Raw genomic sequence first — 25,317 nt, 5'->3', positions numbered from 1 at the left:
GATGCCGGAACACGTGGGAACCGCCGTCAGGCCGGTCCAACTCTATACGCCGGAAGAACGTCGCCGTCGCGACGAAACGAAATGGACCCTCGTGCAGGGCGTGCTTGCGCCGTTGCAGTTCCTGGTCTTCCTGGTCTCGCTGGTGCTCGTGCTGCGGTACCTTGCGACCGGAGCGGGCTACGAGGCCGCCACGATCTCGATCGTGATCAAGACTTTCGTGCTTTACACCATCATGGTCACCGGGGCGATCTGGGAAAAGGTCGTCTTCGGCAAGTACCTGTTCGCGCCCGCTTTCTTCTGGGAAGACGTGTTCTCGATGGCGGTGATCTCGCTGCACACGCTCTATCTCTGGACGGTGCTGAGCGGGTCGGTCGGGCCGACCGGGCAGATGCTGATCGCGCTGGCTGCCTATGCCGCCTATGTCGTCAATGCCGGGCAGTTCCTTTGGAAGCTGCGCATGGCCCGCCTGCAGGGCGAGGCCTCGGAGGTCTCTGCATGACCGGATTCGCCCCAGTCCCTCCGGCCGCCGGATGCCGCAACGCGCCCGTCCTGAAGGAACGCGGCCAGCGTGAGGTGTTCTGCGGTCTGACCGGCATCATCTGGCTGCATCGCAAGATGCAGGACGCCTTCTTCCTCGTCGTCGGCTCGCGCACCTGTGCGCATCTGCTGCAATCGGCTGCCGGCGTGATGATCTTCGCCGAGCCGCGTTTCGGCACCGCGATCCTCGAGGAAAAGGATCTGGCGGGGCTGGCCGACGCCAATACCGAGCTCGACCGCGAGGTCGACCGGCTGCTGGCGCGCCGTCCCGATATCAAGCAGCTGTTTCTCGTGGGCTCCTGCCCGTCCGAGGTGATCAAGCTCGACCTGCACCGCGCGGCCGAACGGCTGACCGAGCGTCATGCGCCGCATGTGCGGGTGATGAACTATTCCGGCTCGGGCATCGAGACGACCTTCACCGAGGGTGAGGATGCCTGCCTCGCGACCATGGTGCCGACCCTGCCCGCAACCGACGAGCGCCAGCTGCTGATGGTCGGCGCCCTGCCCGATGTGGTCGAGGATCAGGCGCTGAGCCTGCTCGGGGCGATGGGCGTCAAGCCCGTCCGCTGCCTGCCTGCCCATCGTGCCGCCGAGACCCCCGGCGTCGGGCCGAACACGGTCGTGGCCCTGACCCAGCCCTTCCTGAACGAGACCGCCGCCCATCTGGAGCGGCGTGGCGCGCGTATCCTCTCCGCGCCCTTCCCCTTCGGCGAAGAGGGCACCACCGCCTGGCTCTGGGCCGTGGCGCAGGAATTCGGCGTCTCGCCCGACACCTTCGAGAGGGTCACCGAGGCGCCCCGCGCCCGGGCGCGCAAGGCCGTCGCCGCCGCCGCCGAGACCCTGGACGGCAAGTCGATCTTCTTCTTCCCCGACAGCCAGCTGGAAATTCCGCTGGCGCGCTTCCTGACCCGCGAATGCGGGATGCGGGCCGTCGAGGTGGGCGCCCCCTTCATCAACAAGCAGATCGTCGGTCCCGATCTCGATCTGCTGGCCGAAGGCCCGGTGATCGCGGAAGGCCAGGATGTCGATCTGCAGCTCGACCGCTGCCGCGCCGCCCGGCCCGACCTGACGGTCTGCGGGCTGGGGCTGGCAAACCCGCTCGAGGCCCAGGGCCTGACGACGAAATGGGCCATCGAGCTCGTCTTCACCCCGGTTCATTTCTACGAACAGGCCGGCGATCTGGCCGGTCTCTTTGCCCGTCCGGTGCGTCGTCGCGCCATTCTGGCCGGGCTGGAGGGCGCGGCATGAAGCTGACCGTCTGGACCTATGAAGGCCCGCCCCATGTCGGCGCGATGCGCGTCGCGACCGCGATGAAGGGGCTGCATTACGTGCTGCACGCGCCGCAGGGCGACACCTATGCCGACCTGCTGTTCACCATGATCGAGCGGCGCAACCATCGCCCGCCGGTCAGCTACACCACCTTCCAGGCGCGCGATCTGGGGGCGGACACGGCGAATCTGTTCAAGACCGCGCTGCACGATGCCTTCGACCGGTTCCAGCCGCAGGCGATGATCGTGGGCTCGTCCTGCACCGCCGAGCTGATCCAGGATGACCCCGAGGGCATGGCCGCGACGCTGGATCTGGGCATCCCGGTGATCCCGCTGGATCTGCCGAGCTATCAGCGCAAGGAGAATTTCGGCTCGGACGAGACCTTCTACCAGATCGTCAAGGCCATCGCGCGCCCGATGGAGCGCACGGCCCATGTCTCGGCCAACCTGATCGGGCCGGTGGGGCTCGGCTTCCGCCATCGCGACGACATCACCGAGGTGACGGCGCTGCTGGAGGAAATGGGCATCTCGGTCAATGTGGTCGCGCCGATGGACGCCACGCCCGCCGATATCGCCCGGATGGGGGCCGCGCATTTCAACGTGCTGATGTATCCCGAGCATGCCGAGACCGCGGCGCGCTGGATGGAGAAGACGCTCGGCCAGCCCTATACCAAGACGGTGCCGATCGGCGTCGGCGCGACCCGCGATTTCATCGCCGAGGTGGCCGGGATCGCGGGCGTCGAGCCGAAGGCCGACGATGCCCGCCTCAGGATGCCCTGGTATTCGCAATCGGTCGACTCGACCTACCTGACCGGCAAGCGTGTCTTCCTGTTCGGCGATGCCACCCATGTGAAGGCCATGGCCCGGGTCGCGCGCGACGAGATGGGCTTCGAGGTGGTCGGGCTCGGGTGCTACAACCGCGAATTTGCCCGCGATATCCGCAAGCTCGCCAAGGAGTTCGGCGTCGAGGCGCTGATCAGCGACGATTATCTCGAGGTCGAACAGACCATCGAGGCGCTGGCCCCCGAGATGATCCTCGGCACCCAGATGGAGCGTCATATCGGCAAGCGGCTGGGCATTCCCTGCGCCGTGATCTCGGCGCCCGTGCATGTTCAGGACTTCCCCGCCCGCTACAGCCCGCAGATGGGTTGGGAGGGCGCCAACGTGATCTTCGACACGTTGGTCCATCCGCTGGTGATGGGGCTCGAGGAACACCTTCTGCACATGTTCCGCGAGGATTTCGAGTTCCACGACGATGCCGGCGCCTCGCATCATGGCGGTGCGGCCAAGGCCAGGGCGATCGAGGCCGAACCGGATGCCGATCAGGAAGCGGCCGCCGCGGCGGCCCCGGCCGAGGGCGAGATCGTCTGGTTGAGCGCGGCCGAAAAGGAACTGAAGAAGATCCCGTTCTTTGTCCGCGGCAAGGCCAAACGCAATACCGAGAAGTTCGCGCTCGAGAAGGGCGTGCACGAGATCAGTGTCGAAACCTTGTACGAGGCGAAGGCCCATTATGCGCGATGAACGTCATTACCCAGGGTATCGAGTAGTCATCGTCACGCTGGATTCGCATTCGGCGGGTCCTTGCGAGCGGGTGACCGAGCGTCTTGCCGAGGATTTCCCCGGGCTTCGGGTGACGGTTCATGCCGCCGCGACCTGGTCGGAAAACCCGGGCGAGCTGGTTCGGGCCAAGGATGACGTTCTGAATGCCGACATCATCCTGGTGAACCTTCTGTTCATCGAGGAGCATATCAACGCGATCCTGCCCGAGCTGAAGGCCCGGCGCGACGATTGCGACGCGATGATCGGCATCATCGCCGACAAGCAGATCGTGCAACTGACCCGGATGGGCGATCTGGACATGTCCAAGCCCGCCTCGGGGCCGATGAAGCTTCTGAAGAAGCTGCGCGGCAATACCCGGGACGACAATGGCCAGCTCAAGACCGGCGGCGAGAAGCAGATGGCCATGCTGCGCCGTCTGCCCAAGATGTTGAAGTATCTGCCGGGCAAGGCACAGGATCTGCGCGCCTGGTTCCTGGTCATGCAATACTGGCTGGGCGGGTCCGACGACAATGTCGAGCAGATGGTGCGCTTTCTGATCTCGCGCTATGCCAAGGACGCCTCCTGGCGCGGCGGCTCTTCCGAGGCCCCGATCGAATATCCCGAGACCGGGCTTTACCATCCCGACATCCCGCATCGCATCACCACCGACATCAAGGATCTGCCGCAGCCCGGGGCACCGGTGGCGACGGTCGGCATCCTTTTGATGCGCTCCTATATCCTCGCCTCTGATACCGCCCATTACGACGCGGTGATCCATGCACTCGAGGAACGCGGCATCCGTGTGATCGCCGCCTTCGCGGGCGGGCTCGATGCCCGGCCGGCCATCGCCGCCTATTTCACCGGCGAAGACAGCGTGCATATCGATACGTTGGTCTCGCTGACCGGGTTCAGCCTGATCGGCGGTCCGGCCTATAACGACAGCGACGCGGCAGTCGAGGTGCTGAGCGGGCTCGACGTGCCCTACATGGCCGCCCATCCGCTGGAATTCCAGACGCTGGGGCAATGGAGCGATTCCTCGGGCGGGCTCGGTCCGGTCGAGACCACCATGCTGATCGCGCTGCCGGAACTGGACGGGGCGATCTCGCCCACCGTCTTCGGCGGCCGTCATGGCGCCGAGGGCTGCAAGGGCTGCCCGAAGGATTGCAGCCACAAGGGCGAATCGAAGCAGATGTCGGCCTGTTCGGAACGGGTCGCGATGCTGGCCGCGCGGGTCGAGCGGCTGGCCCGGCTGCGCCGCTCGGAAACCGAAAGCCGCAAGGTCGGCATCATCCTCTTCGGCTTCCCGCCGAATGCGGGCGCGATCGGCACCGCCGCCTATCTGTCGGTCTTCGAGAGCCTCTTCAACACGCTCCACCGGATGAAATCCGAGGGCTACGAGACCGGTGCGCTGCCCGCCACGGTCGACGAGCTGCGCACGGCGATCCTCGAGGGCAATGCCAAGACCTATGGCCAGGAGGGCAACGTCGCCGCCCATGTGCCGGCCGACGATCTGGTGCGCGGCACGCCATGGCTGTCCGAGATCGAATCCGTCTGGGGCCCGGCCCCGGGCAAGATCCGCTCGGACGGGCGCGGCGTCTTCGTGCTGGGCCGCGAATTCGGCAATGTCTTCGTGGGCGTGCAGCCGACCTTCGGCTACGAGGGCGACCCGATGCGGCTTCTGTTCGAGAAGGGTTTTGCCCCGACCCATGCCTTCAGCGCCTTCTATCTGTGGCTCAAGAACAGCTTCCGCGCCGATGTGCTGTTGCATTTCGGCATGCATGGCGCGCTGGAATTCATGCCGGGCAAGCAGGCGGGCATGTGCTTCCGCGACTGGCCCGACCGGCTGATCGGCGACATGCCGAACGTCTATCTCTATGCCTCGAACAACCCCTCCGAGGCGACGCTGGCCAAGCGCCGCTCGAACGCGGTGACGATCACCCACCTGACGCCGCCGCTCGCGGCCTCGGGGCTTTACAAGGGCCTGCAGGAACTGAAGGACAGCCTGACCCGCTGGCGCCAGACCGAGCCCGGCTCGCCCGAGCAGGCCGATCTGGAAGAGCTGATCGCGGCCCAGGCCGATGCCGTCGACATGACCGGCACCCCGCCCGAGCAGCTTTGGCTGAAGCTTCTGGAAACCGAGGATGCGCTGATCCCCGACGGGCTGCATGTGGTCGGCCGCACGGCGACGCCCGAGGAACGGGCCGAGCATCTGCGGGTGATGACCGATACCGATGCCGAGACCCGCGAGAAGGTCGATTACTGGCTGCAGCAGGATACCGAACTGCCCGCGATCATGCGCGCGCTGGGCGGGCGCTACATCAAGCCGGTGCCCGGGGGCGACCTGATCCGCTCGGCCGATGTGCTGCCGACGGGGCGTAACATCCACGCCTTCGACCCGTTCCGGATGCCGACCCAGTTCGCGATGCTGGAAGGCGCGAAACAGGCGCAGAAGCTTCTGGATGCCCATGCGACCCTGCCGCGCTCGGTGGCGATGGTGCTGTGGGGGTCGGACAACATCAAATCCGATGGCGGCCCCATCGCCCAGGCCATGGCGCTGATGGGGGCGAAGCCGCGCTTTGACAATTACGGCCGTCTGGCGGGCGCCGATCTGGTGCCGCTGGATGAACTCGGCCGGCCGCGGGTCGATGTGGTGATGACGCTTTCGGGCATCTTCCGCGATCTTCTGCCGCTGCAGACCCGGATGCTGGCCGAGGCCGCCTGGAAGGCCGCCACCGCCGATGAGCCGGTCGAGCAGAACTTCATCCGTGCCCATTCGCTGGCCCATGCCGAGAAGATGGGTGTCGACATGGAAACCGCGGCGCTGCGGGTCTTCTCGAATGCCGAGGGCGCCTATGGCTCGAACGTCAACGGGCTGGTCGACAGCGGCGCCTGGGGCGACGAGGACGAGCTGGCCGATGCCTATGAGGCGCGGAAAAGCTTCGCCTACGGGCGCGACGGCAAGTCCAGGGGCAATGCGGCGCTGCTTCAGCAGACGCTGAAGGATGTCGATGTCGCCTATCAGAACCTCGAAAGCGTGGAACTCGGCGTGACCACGGTCGACCACTATTTCGACACGCTGGGCGGCATCGCGCGGGCGGTGAAACGCGCCCGCGGCGGGCAGGACGCGGCCGTCTATATCGGCGATCAGACCCGGGGCGAGGGCAAGGTGCGCACGCTTCAGGACCAGGTCGCGCTCGAGACCCGCTCGCGCAGCCTCAACCCGAAATGGTTCGAAGGCATGCTCAGGCACGGGCATGAAGGCGTGCGCCAGATCGAGGCGCAGGTCACCAACACCCTCGGATGGTCGGCGACAACCGGCCAGGTGGAGCCTTGGGTGTATCAACGGCTGTCGGAAACCTTCGTCCTCGACGAAGACATGAGAAAACGGCTGGCCAGCCTCAACCCTGCGGCATCGGCCCGGATGGCGAACCGCCTTCTCGAAGCCCATGACCGCAATTACTGGCAACCCGACGCCGAAACTCTTGCCGCGCTTCAGGCGGCGGCCGACGAACTGGAAGACCGGCTCGAAGGCATAGTGGCGGCGGAATAAGCCGCGAACGGAGGGAACCAATGAGCCCCAGAGACGAAATTCCTGTGCTGAAGGGCGAAGACGGCGAAGGCTCCGTCCAGGTCCATCAGGACGAAACGATGAAGATCGAGGGGGCCAAGGTCTTTTCGGTCTATGGCAAGGGCGGGATCGGCAAGTCGACGACCTCGTCGAACCTGTCGGCGGCCTTCTCGATGCTGGGCAAGCGCGTTCTGCAGATCGGCTGCGATCCCAAGCATGATTCGACCTTCACCCTGACGGGGCATCTGCAATCCACGGTGATCGACGTGCTCAAGGAGGTGGATTTCCACCCCGAGGAGTTGCGCCCCGAGGATTTCATGGTCGAGGGCTTCAACGGCGTGATGTGCGTCGAGGCGGGCGGCCCGCCCGCGGGCACCGGCTGCGGCGGCTATGTCGTGGGCCAGACCGTCAAGCTGCTGAAACAGCACCACATGCTGGAAGACACCGATGTGGTGATCTTCGACGTGTTGGGCGATGTGGTCTGCGGCGGTTTCGCCGCGCCCCTGCAGCATGCCGACCGGGCGGTGATCGTGACCGCGAACGATTTCGATTCGATCTACGCCATGAACCGGATCATCGCCGCGGTGCAGGCCAAGTCCAAGAACTACAACGTGCGGCTTGCCGGCTGCATCGCGAACCGGTCGGAAGATACCGACCAGGTCGACAAGTATTGCAGCCGGGTGGGCTTCGACCGCATCGCGCATATGCCGCTGGTCGATGCGATCCGGCGCTCGCGGCTGATGAAGAAGACGCTGTTCGAGATGCCCGATGACGAGGATATCGTGCAGTGCCGTGCCGAATACGTGCGGCTGGCGGAGCTGCTCTGGGCCGGGACCGAGCCCCTGGCGCCGCATCCGCTGCCCGACCGGGAAATCTTTGAATTGCTTGGGTTCGATTGATGGACAGCTACGCCCGTACCCGGGAACGACTAGAGACCTACTTTGGCCGCACGGCGGCCAAGACCTGGGAGCATCTGACCTCGGATGCCCCGGTGTCGCGCATCCGACAGACGGTGCGCGAGGGGCGCGACCAGATGCGCGCCGCGATGCTGGCGCGGCTGCCCGACGACCTGACCGGGTGCCGGGTGCTCGATGCCGGTTGCGGCGCCGGGCCGATGACGCTCGAGCTGGTCCAGCGCGGCGCCGAGGTGGTGGCCTGCGACATCTCGCAAAGCCTCCTCGACGTGGCGAAAAGCCGGATCCCCGACAAGTATCATCGCCAGATCACCTTCGTGGCGGGCGACATGCTGGGCGAACGGCTGGGGCGTTTCGACTATGTCATGGCGATGGACAGCCTGATCCACTACCAGGCCCGCGACATCGCCGAGGCCCTGGGCAAGCTTGCGCCCCGGACCCGCGGCAAGATCGTCTTCACCGTCGCGCCGAAGACGCCCTTGCTGAGCGTCATGCATGTGACGGGCAAGCTCTTCCCCCGCTCGGACCGTTCGCCCCGGATCATTCCGCATTCCGAGGCCCGCATCGCGGGCGCCTTGCGCAAGGCGGGCGTCAAGGGGCGGCTGCGCGCCGTCGCGCGGGTCGCCAAGGGGTTCTATATCAGCCAGGCCATGGAGCTTGAAAGATGAGCAAGAAGCCTCATCCCCTGACGAAGCTGTCGGCGAAGTTCCTGCCCTTCGCCGATGCCGCCTCGGACGGACTGCCGATGAACGAGTTGCTGCGGCTGTCGCTGTTCCAGGTCTCGGTGGGGATGGCGACGGTGATGCTTCTGGGCACGCTGAACCGGGTGATGATCGTCGAGCTTTCGGTGCCCGCGATCGTCGTGGCGATGATGATCGCGGTGCCGGTTCTGGTCGCGCCCTTCCGCGCGCTGATGGGCTTCCGGTCGGACAATCACAGATCGGCCATCGGCTGGAAGCGTGTCCCCTACATGTGGTTCGGCACGCTCTGGCAGATGGGCGGGCTGGCGATCATGCCGTTTTCGCTGCTGCTTCTGTCGGGCGACCAGACGCTGGGGCCGACCTGGGCGGGCGAGGTCTTTGCCGCCATCGCCTTCCTGATGACGGGGCTGGGGCTCCATATGACCCAGACCGCGGGCCTGGCGCTGGCGTCCGACCGCGCCACCGACGAGACCCGGCCGCGGGTCGTGGCGCTGCTTTACGTCATGTTCCTGCTGGGGATGGGGATTTCGTCCATCGTCATCGGCTGGCTCCTGCGCGATTTCTCGTCGATCCGGCTGATCCGGGTGGTGCAGGGCGCGGCCGTCGTCACCATCCTGCTCAACGTCGTGGCGCTCTGGAAACAGGAGCGGATGTGCCCGATGCCGAAGGAAGAGCGCGAGGCCCCGCAGCCGGGCTTCGGCGATGCCTGGCGCGACTTCATCCGCGGCGGCAGCGCCGGACGGCTGCTGGCGGTGGTCTTCCTCGGCACGCTGGCCTTCTCGATGCAGGACGTCCTGCTCGAACCCTATGGCGGGCAGATCCTCGGGCTGTCGGTCTCCTCGACCACGCTTCTGACCGCGCTCTGGGCCTTCGGGGCGCTGGTGGGCTTCGGGCTCGCGGCGCGCTGGCTCGGGCAGGGGATGAACTCGCACCGGATGGGGGCGCTCGGCATTCTCGGCGGCATCGTCGCCTTCACCCTGGTGATCTTTGCCGGGCCGCTGCATTCGGGCCTCCTGTTCTTCCTCGGCGCGATGCTGATCGGTTTCGGCGGCGGGCTGTTCTCGGTCTCGACCCTGACCGCGGCGATGGCGCTGCCGGTCCGGGATTTCGCCGGCCGCGGCCTTGCGCTTGGCGCCTGGGGCGCGGCGCAGGCGACCGCCTCGGGGCTGGCCGTGGCGCTGGGCGGGGCCCTGCGCGACGGAATCGGGCATCTCGCGACAGCGGGCGTTCTGGGCGAGGGGCTCAACACGCCGGCCACCGGATACGCGGCGGTCTACCACATTGAGATCGTCCTTCTCTTCGTGACACTCATGGTTCTGGGGCCGCTTGTGCGCCCACAGGACCGCAACAACCATCCCAACAGGGATTCCTCGGCCAAGATCGGGCTGGCCGACTTCCCAACCTGACCCGGAGGACCGATACCCATGGTCAACGCTTTTTTCGGAAACTTCGATATCGCCAGTCTGTCCATCTGGGCGTTCTGGCTGTTCTTCGCTGGGCTGATCTTCTACCTTCAACGCATGAACATGCATGAGGGCTACCCGCTGGAAGACGAGATGGGGAATGCCGCGCCGAACCAGGGCATGTTCCCGCTGCCCGCGGCCAAGACCTTCAAGCTGCCGCATGGCCAGGGCGAAAAGACCGTGCCCGACATGCAGACCGACCCGCGCAACGCGGATCTGGCGCTGAAGAAGGTCACCAAGAGCAACGGCTATCCGCTGGAGCCGACCGGCGACCCGATGGTCGACGGCGTGGGCCCGGCTGCCTGGTGCGCGCGCAAGGACGAGCCCGAGCTTGACGGCCGCGGCCATCCCAAGATCCAGCCGCTTTCGGCGCTGAAGACCTTCAAGGTCTCGGCCGGTCGCGACCCGCGCGGCATGCCGGTGATCGCGGGCGACGGCGAGAAGGTCGGCAGCGTGGTCGACATGTGGGTCGACGAACCCGAACAGCTGGTGCGCTATCTCGAGCTGGAACTCGACGCCGAGCATGGCGGCGGTCGCCGGATGCTGCCGATGCAGCTGGCCAAGATCGGCTGGTTCAAGCCCGAGGTCTCGGTCCATTCGATCTACGGCAAGCATTTCGCCGCCGTTCCGACCATCAAGTCGACGACCCAGATCACCAAGCTCGAAGAAGACAAGGTCTGTGCCTATTACGCGGGCGGCAAGCTGTATGCCGACCCCGCCGAGCGGCTCGAACCGCAATTCTGAGGAAGGGACGCAATGTCCGACGACGATTTCGCCGCCGAACCCATCAAGGGACTGCCGGAACGCCTGCCCGAGGGGGAACATATCCTCTGGCAGGGCCGACCCGGCTGGTGGGCGCTCGCCCGGGAGAGCCTCGCGCTCTACTGGGTGGGCGGCTATTTCGTCATCCTCTTCCTGTGGCGCATGATCGTCGCCGCCGAGACCATGCCCTGGTCGCAGGCGGCGGTCGCGTCCTCGTTCTTCCTGGTCCTGGGGGCCGTGGTCTGCCTGCTGCTGGTGGTCACGGCCTTCGTCCAGGCAAGGGCCACGGTCTATACCGTCACCAACCGTCGTGTGGCGCTTCGCATCGGGGCGGCGCTCGATATGACGCTGAACCTGCCCTATACCCAGATCGGCAATGCCAATCTCGATCTGCGCAAGTCCGGGAGCGGCACCATCGCCTTCGAATTGATGGGAACGACCAAGTTCTCGTATCTCTTGTGCTGGCCCCATATCCGTCCCTGGCGGATGGCCCGCACCGAGCCCGCGTTCCGCTGTATCCCTGACGCGGCGAAGGTCGCCCGACTGATTGCCGACGCGGCCCAGACGCGGCTCTCCGAGCCCCGTCTCACGCGCGTCGATGCCGATGACACGGTTGCAGCGGAGTAGAATATGGCGCGAAATAACAGGCATACAGGCCCTTACGACCACGGAGAGAAGATCCCGCCGATCCTGATCAAGGGTATGTTCGGGGTCGCCCTCTTCGCGCTGATCCTGGTCAGCTATGCGCGGCTGACCGACCGGCCGCTCGACGCGCTGCCCGATGCCGGGGCCCCGGTGGCGGTGGAGCGCCAGATCGTGATCGACGCCAGGATCGACGGCTCGGCCAAGGTCTACGATACCGAGGGCAACCAGGTCTTCGAATTCGCCCCCAACGAGGGCGGCTTCGTGGCCGGGGTCTGGCGGGCGCTCGAGCTCAAACGCAAGCAGGCCGGCGTGCCGGTCGACGCGCCGGTCCGCCTCGTCCGGTTCAAGGACGGGCGCATTTCTCTGTATGACGACCAGACAGGATGGCGTGCCGAACTGGTCGGTTTCGGCGCCGACAATACCGCAGCCTTCGCGCGGCTGCTGGACTGACCGGAGGGATCGGGAACATGCCCTCCACACTCAAAAACAGGGAACCGAAAGATGGGAATTTTCACCCGAAGGAAGGAGACCGCACCTTGTACGGTTGAGGTCTCGCACAAGTTCGAAAGCCTGCATGCGCATGTGCGGTTCAATAACGGAGCCGTCGTGCATCCGGGCGACGAAGTGCTGGTGCAGGGCCCCGAGATCATGGCCCCCTATGGCGAGGTGGTCAGGGAGGACCGCACCGCCATCATCACCCGGGCGACCCCGCTTGAACGTCTCTGGACGCGACTGACGGGCGATCTGGAATTCATGGAGCTTTGCGAATTCTCCTTTTCCGAGGAGGTGAAGCTGTGAACGTCCATACCGCCGATGCCACCACCGTCGAGGAAGGCCTTGCGATCCAGGAACAGCAGGCCGTTCTGGACAGCGAGACCGCGACCGCCGTCGCCATGCAGGACACGCTGCTGACGCCGCGCTTCTACACCACCGATTTCGAGGCGCTCGACGCCATCGACGTCAGCCCGGTCCGGGCCGACTGGGACGCGCTCATCGCCGAGATGGAAGCCGATCCCAACAAGGGCCATTTCAGGAAGGACGAAACCTGGGACCATGTCGACTGGGACGGGATGGAACCCGAGCTGAAGAAGGAGTTCATCGACTTCCTGATCAGTTCCTGCACCGCCGAATTCTCGGGCTGCGTGCTCTACAAGGAGATGAAGCGGCGCGGCTCGAACCATGACGTGACCGAGCTGTTCCAGCTGATGGCCCGCGACGAGGCGCGCCATGCGGGCTTCATCAACGACGCGCTGCGCGAGGCCGGGATCGCCGTGAACCTGGGGTTCCTGACCCAGAAGAAGAAATACACCTATTTCCGGCCCAAGTTCATCTACTACGCCACCTATCTCAGCGAGAAGATCGGCTATGCCCGCTACATCACGATCTTCCGCCATCTCGAAGAGCATCCCGAAAGGCGGTTCCATCCGATCTTCAAGTGGTTCCGCGAGTGGTGCAATGACGAGTTCCGCCATGGCGAGGCCTTCGCGCTTCTGATGAAGACCGACCCCAAGCTGACCTCGGGCGTCAACGTCCTGTGGATCAAGTTCTTCCTGACCGCGGTCTTTGCCACAATGCATGTGCGCGATCACCAGCGACCCGCCTTCCACAAGGCGCTGGGCGTCGATACCGACTGGTACGGCCATGAGGTGTTCCGCAAGACCTCGGACCTGTCGAAACAGATCTTCCCGATCACGCTCGATATCGACCATCCGCGCTGGGCGAAGGGGCTGACGGCGCTGCAGGAGGCCAGCGTCGCCATCGACGCCGCGCGCAAACGCGGCGGCGCGGCCGGCAAGCTTGCCCAATGGGCGGGCTCGGCGCGGGCGGCCTGGGCGTTCCTGTCGCTTCTGAGCATTCCGGCGCAAAGGCACGAGGTGCCGGCCTCGACCCGTCTGGAGCCAGTCTATTGATCGCAACGGCGTGGTTCGCGGCATTGGCCGCCTTCTTCATCTGGTGGTTCTCGACCGGGGCAATCCTGATCGTCGTGCGCCGCGCCGAGCACCGGGGGCGCCTGGCGCATCTTCGGGCGACGATCATGGCCCTGCCGCTTCTGGGCGGCGGGGTCTGGCTGTTCGAGGTGACCCGCCATTTCGAGACCGTGGCGACCGCCTATCTGGGCTTTCTCGCAGCGATCGCGATCTGGGGCTGGGTGGAGCTGGCCTTCCTCACCGGCGTCATCACCGGGCCGAACACGACCCGCTGTCATCCGCACGCGCGCGGCTGGGAGCGGTTCATGCGCGCCTATGGCACCATCGCCTATCACGAGACGCTGCTGGTGGTGATCCTCTTCGCGATGCTGGTCACCAGCCACGACTCGGCCAACGGAGTCGGGGTCTGGACCTTCATCATCCTGTTCTTCGCGCGGATCTCGGCCAAGCTGAACCTGTTTCTCGGCGTGCCCAAGATCAATGTCGAGTTCCTGCCGACGCCGCTGGCGCATCTGCCCAGCCATTTCAAGATCTCGCGGCTGAACTGGCTGTTCCCGATCTCGATCTCGGGACTGACCTTCGCGGTGGCCTGTTTCATGGAGCGGCTGTTCGCGGTCGGCGACCCGCATGACAAGGTGGGCTTTGCGCTGCTGACCGCCATCACGGCGCTGGCGTTGCTGGAACACTGGCTGATGGTACTGCCGTTGCCCGACGAACGGCTCTGGCGCTGGATGCTGCCCGAGCGCAAGCCGCGCGCCGGGGAGGACAAGATGCCCTCGAAGGACATGAGCCGGACCTGACTCGCCTGTCGCTTGCGAATCGGCCCGGAGCGGCCTCCGGGCGCGTCCGATCTGGAACTGGAGGAAAGCCGAAGGCGCGTGCCCGGCTTGTGCGGGCTCACGGCCGCTCGGGACCAATCCACTGATCGGAAACCCTTTCTTTAGCAACCCATATCGATTGACCTTCCGAGACCTGCGTTCCATGGTATGCACCGGTTCAGCTGAGTCAGGGAGAGACCCATGATTTCGAAATTCACATTCGCTGCCGCTGCTGCGGCCCTGATCGCCGGTCCGGCTCTGGCCGTCGATGTGACGGGTGACGCGGCCGCCGGCGAGAAGGTCTTCAACAAGGTCTGCCAGACCTGCCATATCGTCGAGAACGATGCGGGCGAGGTGGTTGCGGGGCGCAATGCCAAGGTTGGTCCGAACCTCTTCAAGATGCCCGGCCGCCATGCCGCCGCCATCGATGGCTTCCGCTATTCCAAGCTGATGCAGGAAGCCGGGGAAAAGGGGCTGGTCTGGACCGAGGACGAACTGGTCAAATACGTGCCGAATCCGACCGATTTCCTGCGCACTTACACTGAGGATCCGAAGGGGCGCGGGCTGATGACCAACCAGCGCGTCAAGGAACAGGAAATCCGTGACGTCTTCGCCTATATCGCGAGCTTCGGCACCCACGAATAAGCTCACGCTATCACGCGAAACGGCCGCCGGTCGCCCCGGCGGCCTTTTTGCTGCGCCCGGCCTGTCGCGCGGAACGCTGCCGCTCAGAGCCGGCTGGCGAGGAAGGTCTCGATCCGTGCGGTGACCGCCTCGGGGGCTTCTTCATGGGCCAGATGGCCGAGCCCGGGGAAGCGCGCAAGCTCGGCCTGCGGCAGCCGTGCCGCCGCGCGCACCGAGCCCGCGACCGGCACCGCGCGATCGTCCTCTCCCACGATCAGAAGCGTCGGCAGGTCGATCCCGGGCAGGTCGTGCCCGAGCCCGTCCAGAGACCATTGCGATACCATGGCCAGTGTCGCGTCGGTATGGTGGCGGTCGGCCACCAGCCGGCGGTAGAGCGCGAGCCCCTCGGGAGAGATCCTGCTGCCGATCCCGGCGATCATGTATTCGACGCCGGCGGCCGTGCCGAGCCAGCGCGAGATTTCCGAGGCCGAGAACGGGTTCAGCGCCATCATCCGCGCCATCATCGGGAACACGAAGCCCGCCGCCCCCCTGAACCCTTCCAGCGCGGCGTTGATCCCGACCAGCGCCCGGGGCGGTCGTTTCAGGTCGCGCACCATCCGAAGCGCGAGGGCGCCACCTGCCGAATGACCGACGATGGCGTCGGGCAGCAGCCCCTCGCCGTCGAGCAGCGCCGAGATGTCCCGGCTCATGGCGTCGAGCCCGCAGCGCTGGCGGGCGCCCAGCCTGGTGAAGCCCTGACCGGGCAGATCGAGCGCGACCACATGATAGTGCCGGGCCAGGATCGGGAAGACATCGCGCCAGCTATGGGTCGCGCCGCCGGTGCCGTGCAGCAACAGCACGACGGGCCCGTCGCCCGCTTCCTGCAGGTGCCAGTAATGGGGGCGGTGACGCACGAACCGGGAGAAGTCCCGGTTCGGCCAGTCATATCCGTCCCGGTCCCAGTCCATGCGTCCCCTCTCAGGCGTCGAGCGCGGCCGATACCGCGGTCGAGAGCCGGTTGGCATCGGCTCTCGGCAGCGGGATATAGGGCGCGCCCAGGGTCTCGGCCAGCGCCTTCAGCGACCGTTCGGGCCGCTGGCCCATGTCGATCACCATGGCGGGATAGCCGTTGACCCGGAGTGCGGTCGCCATCCGCGTCGCATCCTCGGCCGCCAGCGTCCGGTTTGCGGTTCCGTCGAGCGCGATATTCGCCCGCCCGTCGGTCAGGAGTGCGACGGTCGGTGTCATGCCCCGCCCCTTGGACTGGATCGCGAGTTCCAGCGCGGTCTTCAGCCCGGCCGCGAGCGGTGTGCCGCCCCCGCCCGGAAGGGCCGCAAGCCGCCGCTTGGTCTGGACCAGCGAGCGGGTCGGCGGCAGCAGCAGCTCGGCCGCCTCGCCCCGGAATGCCACCAGCGCGACATGGTCGCGCCGCGCATAGGCCTCGGCCAGCAGCAGCTCGACCGCGCCCTTGGCTTCGGCCAGACGGGTCATCGCCGCCGAGCCCGAGGCATCGACCACGAAGATCAGGAGCCGGTCGGATTTCTCCTCGAAGCGCTTGATCCGGAAGTCGTCGGTCCGGATATGCAGGGACCGCTCGAAGCTCGATTCGCGCTTGCGGATGGTCTGCCAGGGCGCGGCCGCGCGCAGGGTCGAGATCACGTCGAGCCGGGCACCGGTATCGAGCCGCCCGCGCCGGGCCGGGATCGGCCGGCCGCGCCGGTTGCCCTTGCGCTTGGCGCCGGCGCCGGAAATGCCGCCGCCCGCACGCTGCGCCTTCTGCGCGGCGAGATTGGCCAGAAGATCGGCCGGAAGCGTGGCCTTTGCGGCCTCGAGCAGGATGTCCTGAAGCGGCAACTCGTCCAGCGACTGGCTTTCGCCCTCGTCCTGGTCCTTGTCGCCCTGCTCGGGTTCGGGCGGGGGCGGGTCGTCCTGCGGCGGCTGGTCGTCCTCGGCCGGTTCCTCTTCGGGGAATTGCGTCGCGCGGGGCGCCAGCACCAGCTGGACGGCGGCGGTCAGGTCGTCCTGATCGACCTCGTCATTGCCGGCAAGCGCGGCCAGTGCCTTGGCGGCCTTCAGGGCCAGCATCGGGGCGCGCAGCGAGTCGATCCCCAGACGCACGGCCAGCACGGTCAGGTCTTCCAGCACGCTGGTCCCGGCCCGAACGCCGGGCAGCCGGGCGCGGGCCGCGGCCAGGGCCTCGGTATCCATCGCGATGCGCTCGGTCTGGCCCCAGGGCAGGGCGTCGAGATCGAGATGCAGCGCCAGCCGGTCGGTCAGCGCCGCGGGCAGGGTCTCCTGCGGCTCGGCGCCCTCGTCCATGGCGATCAGGCAATGCCCGCTGCCCTGATCCATCGCCCCGGCCAGCCTTGCGGCCAGCCCGGGCTGGGTGCGTTCGGCCATCGGCAGGACCAGGATCGCCGGCTCGGCCAGGATCCCCGCGCGCTCGACCAGCTTGCCCGAGGACAGCGTCGCGGTCAGGTCGATGCCGCCGAACAGCTGCTCGTCGCCGATCGAGGGGTGCAGGCGCTTGAGCGGCAGGGGCAGGGCGGGCAGCGCCTCGATCACCCGGTCGCGCACCGGCCCCGACCGGGCGCGGAGCCACAGGCCCCCCAGCCCGGCCGGATCGACGGCCAGTGCGTTCAGGCCGATCTCGACCCGGGTCCAGATGCCGTCAGGCAGGCTCACCCAGCACCTCCTCGACCACACGGCCCACGCGGGTGGTGGACCCGGCCTCGTCCAGGGGATCGCGGCGCAGGCGGTGGCGCAGCGCCGACGGCGCGACCTTGCGCACATGCGCCCGGGTGACCGCATCGGCGCCCTCGAAGGCCGCCAGCGCGCGCGAAGCCTTCAGAAGCGTCAGCTCGCCCCTGAGCCCGTCAGAGCCCAGCGCCAGGCACAGCTCGGCACAGTCGCGCAGAACCGCCTCGTCGCTCGCCATGGTCTTGAGATGGGCACGGGCTGCGATGATCTTCTCGCGCAGCTCGGCATCGGCGGGCCGCCATTTTTCCATGAAGCCCTCGTAATCCATCTCGTAGGTGTCGCGGCGGCGGATCACCTCGATCCGGGTGTCGATATCCTTGGGCGAGGTCACTTCGACCGACAGCCCGAAGCGGTCGAGAAGCTGCGGCCGCAGCTCGCCCTCTTCGGGATTGCCCGAGCCGACCAGCACGAAGCGCGCCGGGTGCCGGATCGACAGGCCCTCGCGCTCGACCACGTTCTCGCCCGACTGGGCGACGTCGAGCAGAAGATCGACGATGTGGTCCTCGAGAAGGTTGACCTCGTCGATATAGAGATAGCCGCGGTTGGCGCGCGCCAGCAGGCCCGGTTCGAACGCCTTCTCGCCATTGGTCAGCGCCTTCTCGATGTCGAGCGCGCCGACCACCCTGTCCTCGGTCACGCCGAGCGGCAGGTCGACGACGGGCGTCGGCCGGGTGACGATCTCGGTCGAGGTCAGATGCGCCCAGTCCGGGCACTGGTCTAGCGCGGGCGAGTTGACCGGGCAGCTTGCCACTGCCTGGATCGGCGGCAGCAGCGCGGCCAGCGCGCGGACGGCCGTCGATTTGCCGGTTCCGCGGTCGCCGAACACCAGAACGCCACCGATCCCCGGATCGATAGCCGTGAGGATCATCGCCTGCTTCATCTCCTCCTGGCCGACGATGGCGGAGAAGGGAAAGGGTTGAGTCATGCGGACACTTTCGATTTCTTGGACCCCCGGGACTTCCTGGGAGCTTTCTTGGGCTTCGCGGGCGCTTGGGCCGCGGGTTTCTCGGTCGCGGCGGGCTCGGCAGGGGCCGGAGCGGCCGGTCTGGAGTCCGATTTCAGTTTGGCCATCGGGCTGCCGCCTTCCCACGTACCCTCTTCCTCGAGGATTTTGAAGCGGGCATAAAGGTCTTCCTTGAACCAGTGATCGCCATAGGCGGCCCGGATCGCGTGGCCATGCGGGGTCTGGCCATGGGCGAAGCCCGCCATGGTGCCGGTGCCCTGCCAGAGCGAGAAGGTCACCTGCTGCACCCAGGGCACTTCGGCCAGGCCCATGTGGAAGACGCAGGTCGGATCGGCCGCGACCTCCTTCTGGATCTGCGGCACATGCTTCCAGAACTGCAGCGCGACCGGCAGTTTGACGGTGGCGCGGGTCAGGACCGCCAGCGGGCCCTCTTCGGCCTTTTCGGTCACCTTCAGCGGCTCGACCCCGGACCACATGCCGCGGGCCGAGGTGGGGGTGAGGTAGATCGTATAGGTCTCGCAGGAATGGTCGCGCAGCGTCCGGTGGGTGATCGAGCCCTTCAGGCCCGCCTTGGCGGTGGCCATGTCGGGCCAGACGCAGAGAATCGCGTTGACGTCGACATTGGGGCGGGGGTTGAAACCTTCATCCGAACCGGTGCCCAGAAGCTTGAAGAATTCCAGCCCCGGAACCGCCTTCAGCGCGAAGCGCCCGCGGGCCATCTGGCTCAGCGCTTCGAGGCGCGAAGCCCAGTTGTCATAACGGAAAAAACTGATGGTGACGACTTGCATTTGCGACTCTCCTAAACCGGCTGTCGGTCATCTTCTGGGCTCTTCGGGGTGCGACCGCAAGGAACCTGCCGCCCCCGGCGCGTATCCGGTAGAAGCATTGTAAACTAAACTAGACAGGTTTAACCTAGCGACATGATGACACGAGTAGATCCCGCCCTGGCGGATGAAGCTGTTCGGGCGGGTCGTCCGCACGCCGTTGTAATCGGAGCCGGGTTGGGCGGGCTGGCCGCAGCGATGCGTCTTGGCGCCAAGGGCTACAGGGTGACGGTCGTCGACAAGCTCGATGTGCCCGGCGGGCGCGGCTCGGCGATCTGGCAGGATGGGCACCGTTTCGATCTGGGGCCGACCATCGTCACCGTGCCGCAGGTCTTCCGCGAACTCTGGGCCGCCTGCGGGCGCGATTTCGACCGGGATGTCACGCTGGCGCCGATGGACCCGTTCTACGAGATCGTCTTCGCCGATGGCGAGCGTTTCCGGGCGCAGCAGGACACCGAGAAGATGCGGGCCGAGGTGGCGCGGATCTCGCCCGACGACCTGGCGGGCTATGACCGGTTCCTGAAGGATGCCGAAAAGCGCTACTGGTTCGGCTTCGAGGGGCTCGGCCGCCGTCCGATGAACGAATGGAAGGACCTGGTGAAGGTCCTGCACATCTTCGGCAAGCTGCGCGCCGACCGCTCGGTCTATGCCCATGCCGCGAGCCGGGTGAAGGACGAACGCTTGCGCATGGCGCTGTCCTTCCATCCGCTGTTCATCGGCGGCGACCCCTTGAACGTCACCTCGATGTACATCCTCGTCAGCTATCTCGAGAAGGAATTCGGCGTGCATTACGCGATGGGCGGCGTCGCTGCGCTCGCGAAGGCCATGGCCGGGGTGATCGAGGGGCAGGGCGGCACCCTGCGGATGAAGACCGAGGTCGACGAGATCGTCGTCAAGAAGCACCGCGCGACCGGTGTCCGGCTGGCCTCGGGCGAGGTGCTGGACGCCGATGTCGTGGTCTCGAATGCCGATGCGGGCTTCACCTACAGCCACCTTCTGCGCAATACCCGCCGCTGGCGCTGGACCGACGAGAGCCTGGCCAGGAAACGCTGGTCGATGGGCCTGTTCGTCTGGTATTTCGGCACCAGGGGCACCCGTGGCAAATGGGCCGATGTGGGCCATCACACCGTGATGAACGGGCCGCGCTACAAGGGGCTCTTGAAGGACATCTTCTTCCGGCCCGAAGAGCTGGCCGAGGACATGAGCCTTTACATCCACCGGCCGACGGTCACCGACCCCTCGGCCGCGCCGGAGGGCGACGACACATTCTATGCGCTGTCGCCGGTGCCGAACCTGCATTGCGACACGCCCGTCGACTGGAAGGCCCGGGCCGAAAGCTACCGCCAATCGGTGCAGGCGGTTCTGGAAGAGAGGCTGCTGCCGGGTCTCGGCCAGCATGTCTCGACCAGCCTCGTCTTCACCCCGGACACCTTCCAGGCGCGCTATCTCTCGCCCTATGGCGCGGGCTTCTCGCTGGAGCCCCGGATCTTCCAGAGCGCCAATTTCCGTCCGCACAACATCAGCGAGGAGGTCGAGGGCCTCTATCTGGTGGGCGCGGGCACCCATCCCGGCGCGGGCCTGCCCAGCGTCGTCACCTCGGCCGAGGTGATGGCCAAGCTCGTGCCCGATGCGGGCAGCGTCACGGCAGGCTGAGATGATCGATCCGGCCGATCTGAAGCATTGCGAGGACTCGATCCGGACCGGGTCCTATTCCTTCCATGCGGCCTCGAAGCTGCTGCCGGCGCGGGTCCGCAACCCGTCGCTGGCGCTGTACGCCTTCTGCCGGCTGACCGACGATGCGGTCGATCTGACCCATGACAAGTCGGCTGCGGTCCTGATGCTGGGCGAGCGGCTGGACCTGATCTATCGCGGCCAGCCCCGGAACGCGCCCTGCGACCGGGCCTTCGCGGCGGTGGTCGACGAGTTCGAGATGCCGCGCACCCTGCCCGAGGCGCTGCTCGAGGGCATGGCCTGGGACGCGATGGGGCGGCGCTATGAAACGCTGTCGGGGGTCTATGCCTATTCGGCCCGGGTCGCGGCGGCGGTCGGCGTGATGATGGCGGTGCTGATGCGGGTCCGCGATCCGCATGCGCTGGCACGGGCCTGCGATCTGGGCGTCGCGATGCAGCTGACCAATATCGCCCGCGATGTCGGCGAGGACGCGGCCGAGGGCCGCTTCTTCCTGCCGTTGCAATGGATGAACGAGGTCGGGCTCGATGTCGAGGAATTCCTGGCCCGGCCGCAGCCCTCGCCCAGCATCCGGCGCCTGACCCAGAAGCTGCTGGCCGATGCCAACCGGCTGTATTTCCGGTCCGAGCCGGGCGTGGCCGAGCTGCCTTTCGCCTGCCGTCCGGGCATCTTTGCCGCGCGCAACATCTATGCCGCCATCGGCCGCGAGGTGCGCCGCGCCGATTACGACAACATCACCCGCCGCGCCTATACCAACAAGAGGCAGAAGCTCGGCTGGCTGATCTGGTCCTCGATCCAGGCCCTGACGGCCAGCGTGATGCCGCGCTCGGCGGTGCTGTACGGCAAGCCGCTGCCCGAATGCGCCTATCTGGTCGAGGCGACCGCGATTCGGCGGCCATCGGACAACCCATGGGGCGAGGGCCGGGCCGGAGAGATCATCGCGATCCTGGCCCAGCTCGAGGCGCGCGAGCGCGCGAGACGCGGTGCCACATTGGAACAATATCGCCGCAAGGCTATTTAAGGTACATGATGATCGATTGGCCCCTCTTCGGAATATTCCTCGCGACCACCTATGCGGCGGGCGCGACAGGTGCGTTCTTCTCGCCAGACGGCTGGTATGACCGCATCTACAAACCCAAATGGACTCCGCCGAACTGGCTCTTTCCGGTGGCGTGGTTCGTGCTTTACATCTGCATGGCCTATGCCGCGACGCGCGTCGCGATCTCGGGCAGCCCGCTGCTTGCCTACGCGCTGGCGATCTGGGGCTTGCAGGTCGCTTTCAACACGCTCTGGTCGCCGGTCTTCTTCGGCCTGCACCGACCGGGGGCGGCACTGGTCGTTCTCTGCGGGATGTGGATCTCGGTCCTGGCCATGGCGGTTTCGTTCTACCAGACCGACATGTTCGCGGGGCTGCTGATCGCGCCCTATGTGGTCTGGACCAGCTATGCCTGGGCGCTGAACTTCTCGATCTGGCGGCGCAATCGCGGCGCGGCGCAGCCCGCGTAAGCCAGACACAGACCTGCCCGATCAAAACCCGATACCAGTCGCCCGGCCTTTCGGCCGGGCGCTTTCGTTCGTTCGATCTTCGGAAAAGGACCGGCCGCGGCCTAGAGCGGCCGTCCGGTCATCAGCCGTGGCAGGCCGCCGGTCAGCCCGGCCGCCTCGCGGATGAAGCGGCGGCGCAGGCCGGGCAGCGCCGCGACCGCACCCAGACCCAGATCGCGGCCGAGCCGCAGCAGAGGGTTGTCGTTCGAGAACAGTGCGTTGACTGTATCTGTCCCGGCCGCCATCAGGGTGGTGTCGAAGCGCCGCCAGGTCTGGTAGCGTTCGAGCACGTCGATGGCGCCGATATCCTCGCCCCGCCGTTTCGCCTCGACCAGCACCTGGGCCAGCGCGCCCACGTCGCGAAGCCCCAGATTGAGCCCCTGGCCCGCGATGGGATGCACCCCATGCGCGGCATCGCCGACCAGCGCCAGCCGCGGCGCGCAGAAGGCATTGGCCAGCGTCAGGTTCAGCGGATAGGTGAAGCGCGTGCCTTCCAGCGCGATCTCGCCCAGGAAGTCGCCGAAGCGGGGGCGCAGCACCTCGAGATAGGCGTCGTCATCCAGCGCCTGGATCGCGGCGGCCTGGGCGTGGCGCTCGCTCCAGACGATCGAGCTGCGGTTGCCGGGCAGCGGCAGGATCGCCAGCGGCCCCGGCGGCATGAAGAACTGATGCGCGGTGCCGTTATGCGGGTGCTCATGGGCGATGGCGCAAACGAGCGCGGTCTGGCCGTAATCATGCCCCGTGCGGCGGATGCCCGCGCGCCGGGCGGTGCCCGAGCGGCGCCCGTCGCAGCCGACCAGCACCCGGCCGCGAAGCTGCCGGCCCGAGGCCAGCGTCACCGTCGCCCCGGTCGCGCCGGTCTCCTGCGCCAGGACGGTCTCGCCCGACAGGGTCGTGATCCGGGGCTCGGCCTCCAGCGCCTCCAGCATCGCGCGGCGCAGATGGCGGTCCTCGATCATGTGGCCCATCGGGCCTTCCTCGATCTCGCCATGGTGGAAATCGAGGAAGAAGGGCGCAGCACCTCCGCCCGCGCGCCCGTCCGAGGCGATGATCTCGAGGATCGGCTGGGCGCGATGGGCGAGTCCTGGCCAGATTCCGATGGCCGAAAGCAGCCGGGTCGAGCCCAGCGCCAGCGCATAGGAGCGCCCGTCGAAGCGGTCATCGGTCCGCTCGGCGTTGGGCAGGGCGTCGATCACGGTCACGGTCAGCCCGGCCCGGGCCAGGGCCAGCGCAAGCGCCGGGCCGTTGAGCCCGCCGCCGACGATCAGGATCTCGGAATCGTAGGTCATGGCGTGAATATGGCGGTCCTCCCGGGATTGTCCATAAGTCCCGGTGCCGTTAGCGTCGCGCAGATATCGGGTGAGGGAGATTGCGGATGGCGAGTGACTGGCTGGGGATGAGTGCGGGCGATCTTGGTCGCGGTATCGGGATGGGCAAAATCGACCCGGTCGATCTGACGGAGTGCTTTCTCGCCGGGATCTCTGGCCATCCGCTTGGCGAGCGGATCTATGCCCGTACGACCCGGGCACGGGCGCTGGCCGAGGCCGGGGCGGCGCGCGAACGGGCGCGCTCGGGAATGCGGCTCGGGCCGCTCGACGGGGTGCCGATTTCGTGGAAGGATCTCTTCGACAGCGCGGGCATCGCGACCGAGGCGGGCGCGGCGTTGCTGCAAGGGCGGGTGCCCGGGCGCGATGCCGAGGTGCTGGCGACGGCGAGTGCGGGCGGGCTGGTCTGCCTTGGCAAGACCCATATGACCGAACTGGCCTTCTCGGGGCTCGGCGTCAATCCGGTCACGGCCACGCCGCCCTGCATCAACGCGCCCAAGGGGGCGCCGGGCGGATCCTCCTCGGGGGCGGCGGCCTCGGTGGCCTTCGGTCTGGCGGCGGGCGCGATCGGGTCCGATACCGGCGGCTCGGTGCGCATCCCGGCGGTCTGGAACGACCTGGTCGGGCTCAAGACCACCGCCGGGCGGATCTCGCTGAAGGGCGTCGTGCCGCTCTGCCCGAAATTCGATACCGTGGGTCCGCTCGCGCGCAATGTCGGGGATGCGGCGCTGCTGCTGGCGGCGCTCGAGGGCGGCCGGGCTGCCGACCTGGCCGGGGCGCGTCTCGAGGGCCTGCGGTTCATGGTGCTGGAAACGGCGGCCTTCGACGGTCTGCGCGATGCGCCCCGGGCCGGGTTCAACCATGCGCTGGAGCGGCTCGCCGAGGAGGGCGCGACCATCGTCCGGCAGCAGGCGCCCGAGGTGGCCGAGGCGCTGGCGCTGGCCGGGGTGCTGTTCGCGACCGAGGCCTATGGCACCTGGCGCAACAGGATCGAGGCCGACCCCGACAAGATGTATCCGCCGGTCCTGGACCGCTTCCGCAGCGGGCGCGCCTTCTCGGGCGCCGATTACGTTGCCGCCTGGCAGACGCTCGAGGGGTTGCGCGCGACATGGGCCCGGCGGGTGTCCGGCTTCGATGCGGTGCTGATGCCGACCTGCACTATCCTGCCGCCCGATGTCGAGCGGCTGCTGGCCGATCCCGACTTCTTCATGGCCGAGAACCTTCTGGCGCTGCGCAACACCCGGATCGGGAACCTGATGGGCGGCGCGGTTCTTACCCTGCCGACCGGGGTGCCGGCGACGGGGATCTCCTTCATGGGGCTGCCGATGTCGGAAGAGCGGTTGTTGCGGATCGGCGCGGCGGCGGAACGTGCCCTGACCTAAATGCCACAACTTTGCCCGGCAACGGGTTGCGCGCGCCGGGCTTTCTGGACCCCGGCGCGGC

The 25,317-nt window shown here is 67.0% G+C and carries 23 protein-coding genes; 18 read left to right on the top strand and 5 right to left on the bottom strand.

Annotated features, from left to right (window positions below; translation table 11 throughout):
- Position 1: 1 nt before the first annotated feature.
- The 14 genes from bchF (at position 2) to ACK8CO_RS07220 (ending at position 14,788) form a co-directional block, all read left to right on the top strand.
- Positions 2–499: a 2-vinyl bacteriochlorophyllide hydratase gene (gene bchF, locus ACK8CO_RS07285; RefSeq protein WP_080615113.1), complete on the top strand. Its 498-nt coding sequence runs from the start codon at positions 2–4 to the stop codon at positions 497–499.
- Complete coding sequence (locus ACK8CO_RS07280) at positions 496–1,785, top strand: ferredoxin:protochlorophyllide reductase (ATP-dependent) subunit N (protein WP_414898683.1); 1,290 nt, start codon at positions 496–498, stop codon at positions 1,783–1,785. The genes bchF and ACK8CO_RS07280 overlap by 4 nt, the downstream gene beginning before the upstream one ends.
- Positions 1,782–3,326 carry a ferredoxin:protochlorophyllide reductase (ATP-dependent) subunit B gene (bchB, locus tag ACK8CO_RS07275; RefSeq protein ID WP_414898682.1) on the top strand — a complete coding sequence of 515 codons (1,545 nt, stop codon included), beginning with the start codon at positions 1,782–1,784 and terminating at the stop codon, positions 3,324–3,326. Before ACK8CO_RS07280 ends, bchB begins: the two co-directional genes overlap by 4 nt.
- Positions 3,316–6,894, top strand: coding sequence for a magnesium chelatase subunit H (locus ACK8CO_RS07270; protein ID WP_414898681.1), 3,579 nt, complete (start codon positions 3,316–3,318; stop codon positions 6,892–6,894). Before bchB ends, ACK8CO_RS07270 begins: the two co-directional genes overlap by 11 nt.
- 20 nt (positions 6,895–6,914) lie before the next feature.
- On the top strand, positions 6,915–7,811 hold the full coding sequence (gene bchL, locus ACK8CO_RS07265; RefSeq protein ID WP_080615117.1) for a ferredoxin:protochlorophyllide reductase (ATP-dependent) iron-sulfur ATP-binding protein: 897 nt from the start codon (positions 6,915–6,917) through the stop codon (positions 7,809–7,811).
- Positions 7,811–8,494 carry a magnesium protoporphyrin IX methyltransferase gene (gene bchM / locus ACK8CO_RS07260; protein ID WP_414898680.1) on the top strand — a complete coding sequence of 228 codons (684 nt, stop codon included), beginning with the start codon at positions 7,811–7,813 and terminating at the stop codon, positions 8,492–8,494. The genes bchL and bchM overlap by 1 nt, the downstream gene beginning before the upstream one ends.
- Positions 8,491–9,933, top strand: a complete 1,443-nt coding sequence (locus ACK8CO_RS07255; RefSeq protein ID WP_414898679.1) for a PucC family protein — start codon at positions 8,491–8,493, stop codon at positions 9,931–9,933. Before bchM ends, ACK8CO_RS07255 begins: the two co-directional genes overlap by 4 nt.
- Positions 9,934–9,951: 18 nt before the next feature.
- A complete protein-coding gene (gene puhA, locus ACK8CO_RS07250; RefSeq protein WP_080615120.1) occupies positions 9,952–10,734 on the top strand; it encodes a photosynthetic reaction center subunit H in 783 nt (260 codons plus the stop codon).
- Positions 10,735–10,746: 12 nt separating this feature from the next.
- Positions 10,747–11,379, top strand: coding sequence for a photosynthetic complex putative assembly protein PuhB (puhB, locus tag ACK8CO_RS07245; RefSeq protein ID WP_080615121.1), 633 nt, complete (start codon positions 10,747–10,749; stop codon positions 11,377–11,379).
- Between the two features lie 3 nt (positions 11,380–11,382).
- Positions 11,383–11,847: a photosynthetic complex assembly protein PuhC gene (gene puhC, locus ACK8CO_RS07240; RefSeq protein WP_080615122.1), complete on the top strand. Its 465-nt coding sequence runs from the start codon at positions 11,383–11,385 to the stop codon at positions 11,845–11,847.
- A gap of 51 nt (positions 11,848–11,898) precedes the next feature.
- A complete protein-coding gene (locus ACK8CO_RS07235; protein WP_080615123.1) occupies positions 11,899–12,195 on the top strand; it encodes a hypothetical protein in 297 nt (98 codons plus the stop codon).
- On the top strand, positions 12,192–13,307 hold the full coding sequence (gene acsF, locus ACK8CO_RS07230) for a magnesium-protoporphyrin IX monomethyl ester (oxidative) cyclase (protein ID WP_080615124.1): 1,116 nt from the start codon (positions 12,192–12,194) through the stop codon (positions 13,305–13,307). The genes ACK8CO_RS07235 and acsF overlap by 4 nt, the downstream gene beginning before the upstream one ends.
- Positions 13,304–14,125, top strand: a complete 822-nt coding sequence (gene puhE / locus ACK8CO_RS07225) for a putative photosynthetic complex assembly protein PuhE (protein ID WP_414898678.1) — start codon at positions 13,304–13,306, stop codon at positions 14,123–14,125. Before acsF ends, puhE begins: the two co-directional genes overlap by 4 nt.
- Positions 14,126–14,344: 219 nt before the next feature.
- Positions 14,345–14,788 (top strand): c-type cytochrome, encoded by a 444-nt coding sequence (locus tag ACK8CO_RS07220; RefSeq protein WP_155773900.1) that lies wholly within the window; start codon positions 14,345–14,347, stop codon positions 14,786–14,788.
- An 83-nt stretch (positions 14,789–14,871) separates the two neighbouring features.
- On the opposite strand, the gene bchO is transcribed toward ACK8CO_RS07220, so the two are convergent.
- Genes bchO through ACK8CO_RS07200 form a run of 4 tightly spaced genes read right to left on the bottom strand, consistent with a single transcriptional unit; the run spans position 14,872 to position 19,279 of the window.
- Entirely contained in the window at positions 14,872–15,735 is an 864-nt protein-coding gene (gene bchO / locus ACK8CO_RS07215) for an alpha/beta fold hydrolase BchO (protein WP_414898677.1), read from the bottom strand.
- Between the two features lie 10 nt (positions 15,736–15,745).
- Entirely contained in the window at positions 15,746–17,446 is a 1,701-nt protein-coding gene (locus tag ACK8CO_RS07210; RefSeq protein WP_414898995.1) for a magnesium chelatase subunit D, read from the bottom strand.
- Positions 17,439–18,452 carry a magnesium chelatase ATPase subunit I gene (gene bchI / locus ACK8CO_RS07205; protein ID WP_080615127.1) on the bottom strand — a complete coding sequence of 338 codons (1,014 nt, stop codon included), beginning with the start codon at positions 18,450–18,452 and terminating at the stop codon, positions 17,439–17,441. The genes ACK8CO_RS07210 and bchI overlap by 8 nt, the downstream gene beginning before the upstream one ends.
- On the bottom strand, positions 18,449–19,279 hold the full coding sequence (locus ACK8CO_RS07200) for a hypothetical protein (protein WP_080615128.1): 831 nt from the start codon (positions 19,277–19,279) through the stop codon (positions 18,449–18,451). The genes bchI and ACK8CO_RS07200 overlap by 4 nt, the downstream gene beginning before the upstream one ends.
- 132 nt (positions 19,280–19,411) lie before the next feature.
- On the opposite strand from ACK8CO_RS07200, the gene ACK8CO_RS07195 reads away from it, so the two are divergent.
- Genes ACK8CO_RS07195 through tspO form a run of 3 tightly spaced genes read left to right on the top strand, consistent with a single transcriptional unit; the run spans position 19,412 to position 22,510 of the window.
- On the top strand, positions 19,412–20,968 hold the full coding sequence (locus ACK8CO_RS07195) for a phytoene desaturase (RefSeq protein ID WP_414898676.1): 1,557 nt from the start codon (positions 19,412–19,414) through the stop codon (positions 20,966–20,968).
- A gap of 1 nt (position 20,969) precedes the next feature.
- On the top strand, positions 20,970–22,025 hold the full coding sequence (gene crtB, locus ACK8CO_RS07190; protein ID WP_080615130.1) for a 15-cis-phytoene synthase: 1,056 nt from the start codon (positions 20,970–20,972) through the stop codon (positions 22,023–22,025).
- Positions 22,026–22,033: 8 nt separating this feature from the next.
- Positions 22,034–22,510, top strand: coding sequence for a tryptophan-rich sensory protein TspO (gene tspO / locus ACK8CO_RS07185; RefSeq protein ID WP_414898675.1), 477 nt, complete (start codon positions 22,034–22,036; stop codon positions 22,508–22,510).
- 101 nt (positions 22,511–22,611) lie between these two features.
- Here the strand turns inward: tspO and ACK8CO_RS07180 are convergent, their stop codons facing one another.
- Positions 22,612–23,838 (bottom strand): FAD-dependent monooxygenase, encoded by a 1,227-nt coding sequence (locus ACK8CO_RS07180; RefSeq protein ID WP_414898674.1) that lies wholly within the window; start codon positions 23,836–23,838, stop codon positions 22,612–22,614.
- 86 nt (positions 23,839–23,924) lie between these two features.
- Here ACK8CO_RS07180 and ACK8CO_RS07175 point away from each other — a divergent pair, with 86 nt between their 5' ends.
- The gene (locus ACK8CO_RS07175) at positions 23,925–25,256 is read left to right on the top strand and encodes an amidase (protein WP_414898673.1); all 1,332 of its coding nucleotides are present in this window, start codon (positions 23,925–23,927) and stop codon (positions 25,254–25,256) included.
- Positions 25,257–25,317 lie beyond the last annotated feature (61 nt).

Source organism: Rhodovulum sp. HP10, assembly GCF_047553435.1.
Taxonomy (GTDB): Bacteria; Pseudomonadota; Alphaproteobacteria; order Rhodobacterales; family Rhodobacteraceae; genus Rhodovulum.
Note: the sequence above shows the minus strand (reverse complement) of the source record. Positions and strands in the feature narration are given on the sequence as shown.

What these genes read in the sequence shown, in the direction of transcription:
- bchF (WP_080615113.1), top strand. Translation starts at nt 2, where the DNA reads ATGCCGGAACACGTGGGAACCGCCGTCAGGCCGGTCCAACTCTATACG.
- ACK8CO_RS07280 (WP_414898683.1), top strand. Translation starts at nt 496, where the DNA reads ATGACCGGATTCGCCCCAGTCCCTCCGGCCGCCGGATGCCGCAACGCG.
- bchB (WP_414898682.1), top strand. Translation starts at nt 1,782, where the DNA reads ATGAAGCTGACCGTCTGGACCTATGAAGGCCCGCCCCATGTCGGCGCG.
- ACK8CO_RS07270 (WP_414898681.1), top strand. Translation starts at nt 3,316, where the DNA reads ATGCGCGATGAACGTCATTACCCAGGGTATCGAGTAGTCATCGTCACG.
- bchL (WP_080615117.1), top strand. Translation starts at nt 6,915, where the DNA reads ATGAGCCCCAGAGACGAAATTCCTGTGCTGAAGGGCGAAGACGGCGAA.
- bchM (WP_414898680.1), top strand. Translation starts at nt 7,811, where the DNA reads ATGGACAGCTACGCCCGTACCCGGGAACGACTAGAGACCTACTTTGGC.
- ACK8CO_RS07255 (WP_414898679.1), top strand. Translation starts at nt 8,491, where the DNA reads ATGAGCAAGAAGCCTCATCCCCTGACGAAGCTGTCGGCGAAGTTCCTG.
- puhA (WP_080615120.1), top strand. Translation starts at nt 9,952, where the DNA reads ATGGTCAACGCTTTTTTCGGAAACTTCGATATCGCCAGTCTGTCCATC.
- puhB (WP_080615121.1), top strand. Translation starts at nt 10,747, where the DNA reads ATGTCCGACGACGATTTCGCCGCCGAACCCATCAAGGGACTGCCGGAA.
- puhC (WP_080615122.1), top strand. Translation starts at nt 11,383, where the DNA reads ATGGCGCGAAATAACAGGCATACAGGCCCTTACGACCACGGAGAGAAG.
- ACK8CO_RS07235 (WP_080615123.1), top strand. Translation starts at nt 11,899, where the DNA reads ATGGGAATTTTCACCCGAAGGAAGGAGACCGCACCTTGTACGGTTGAG.
- ACK8CO_RS07220 (WP_155773900.1), top strand. Translation starts at nt 14,345, where the DNA reads ATGATTTCGAAATTCACATTCGCTGCCGCTGCTGCGGCCCTGATCGCC.
- bchO (WP_414898677.1), bottom strand. Translation starts at nt 15,735, where the DNA reads ATGGACTGGGACCGGGACGGATATGACTGGCCGAACCGGGACTTCTCC.
- bchI (WP_080615127.1), bottom strand. Translation starts at nt 18,452, where the DNA reads ATGACTCAACCCTTTCCCTTCTCCGCCATCGTCGGCCAGGAGGAGATG.
- ACK8CO_RS07200 (WP_080615128.1), bottom strand. Translation starts at nt 19,279, where the DNA reads ATGCAAGTCGTCACCATCAGTTTTTTCCGTTATGACAACTGGGCTTCG.
- ACK8CO_RS07195 (WP_414898676.1), top strand. Translation starts at nt 19,412, where the DNA reads ATGATGACACGAGTAGATCCCGCCCTGGCGGATGAAGCTGTTCGGGCG.
- crtB (WP_080615130.1), top strand. Translation starts at nt 20,970, where the DNA reads ATGATCGATCCGGCCGATCTGAAGCATTGCGAGGACTCGATCCGGACC.
- tspO (WP_414898675.1), top strand. Translation starts at nt 22,034, where the DNA reads ATGATCGATTGGCCCCTCTTCGGAATATTCCTCGCGACCACCTATGCG.
- ACK8CO_RS07180 (WP_414898674.1), bottom strand. Translation starts at nt 23,838, where the DNA reads ATGACCTACGATTCCGAGATCCTGATCGTCGGCGGCGGGCTCAACGGC.
- ACK8CO_RS07175 (WP_414898673.1), top strand. Translation starts at nt 23,925, where the DNA reads ATGGCGAGTGACTGGCTGGGGATGAGTGCGGGCGATCTTGGTCGCGGT.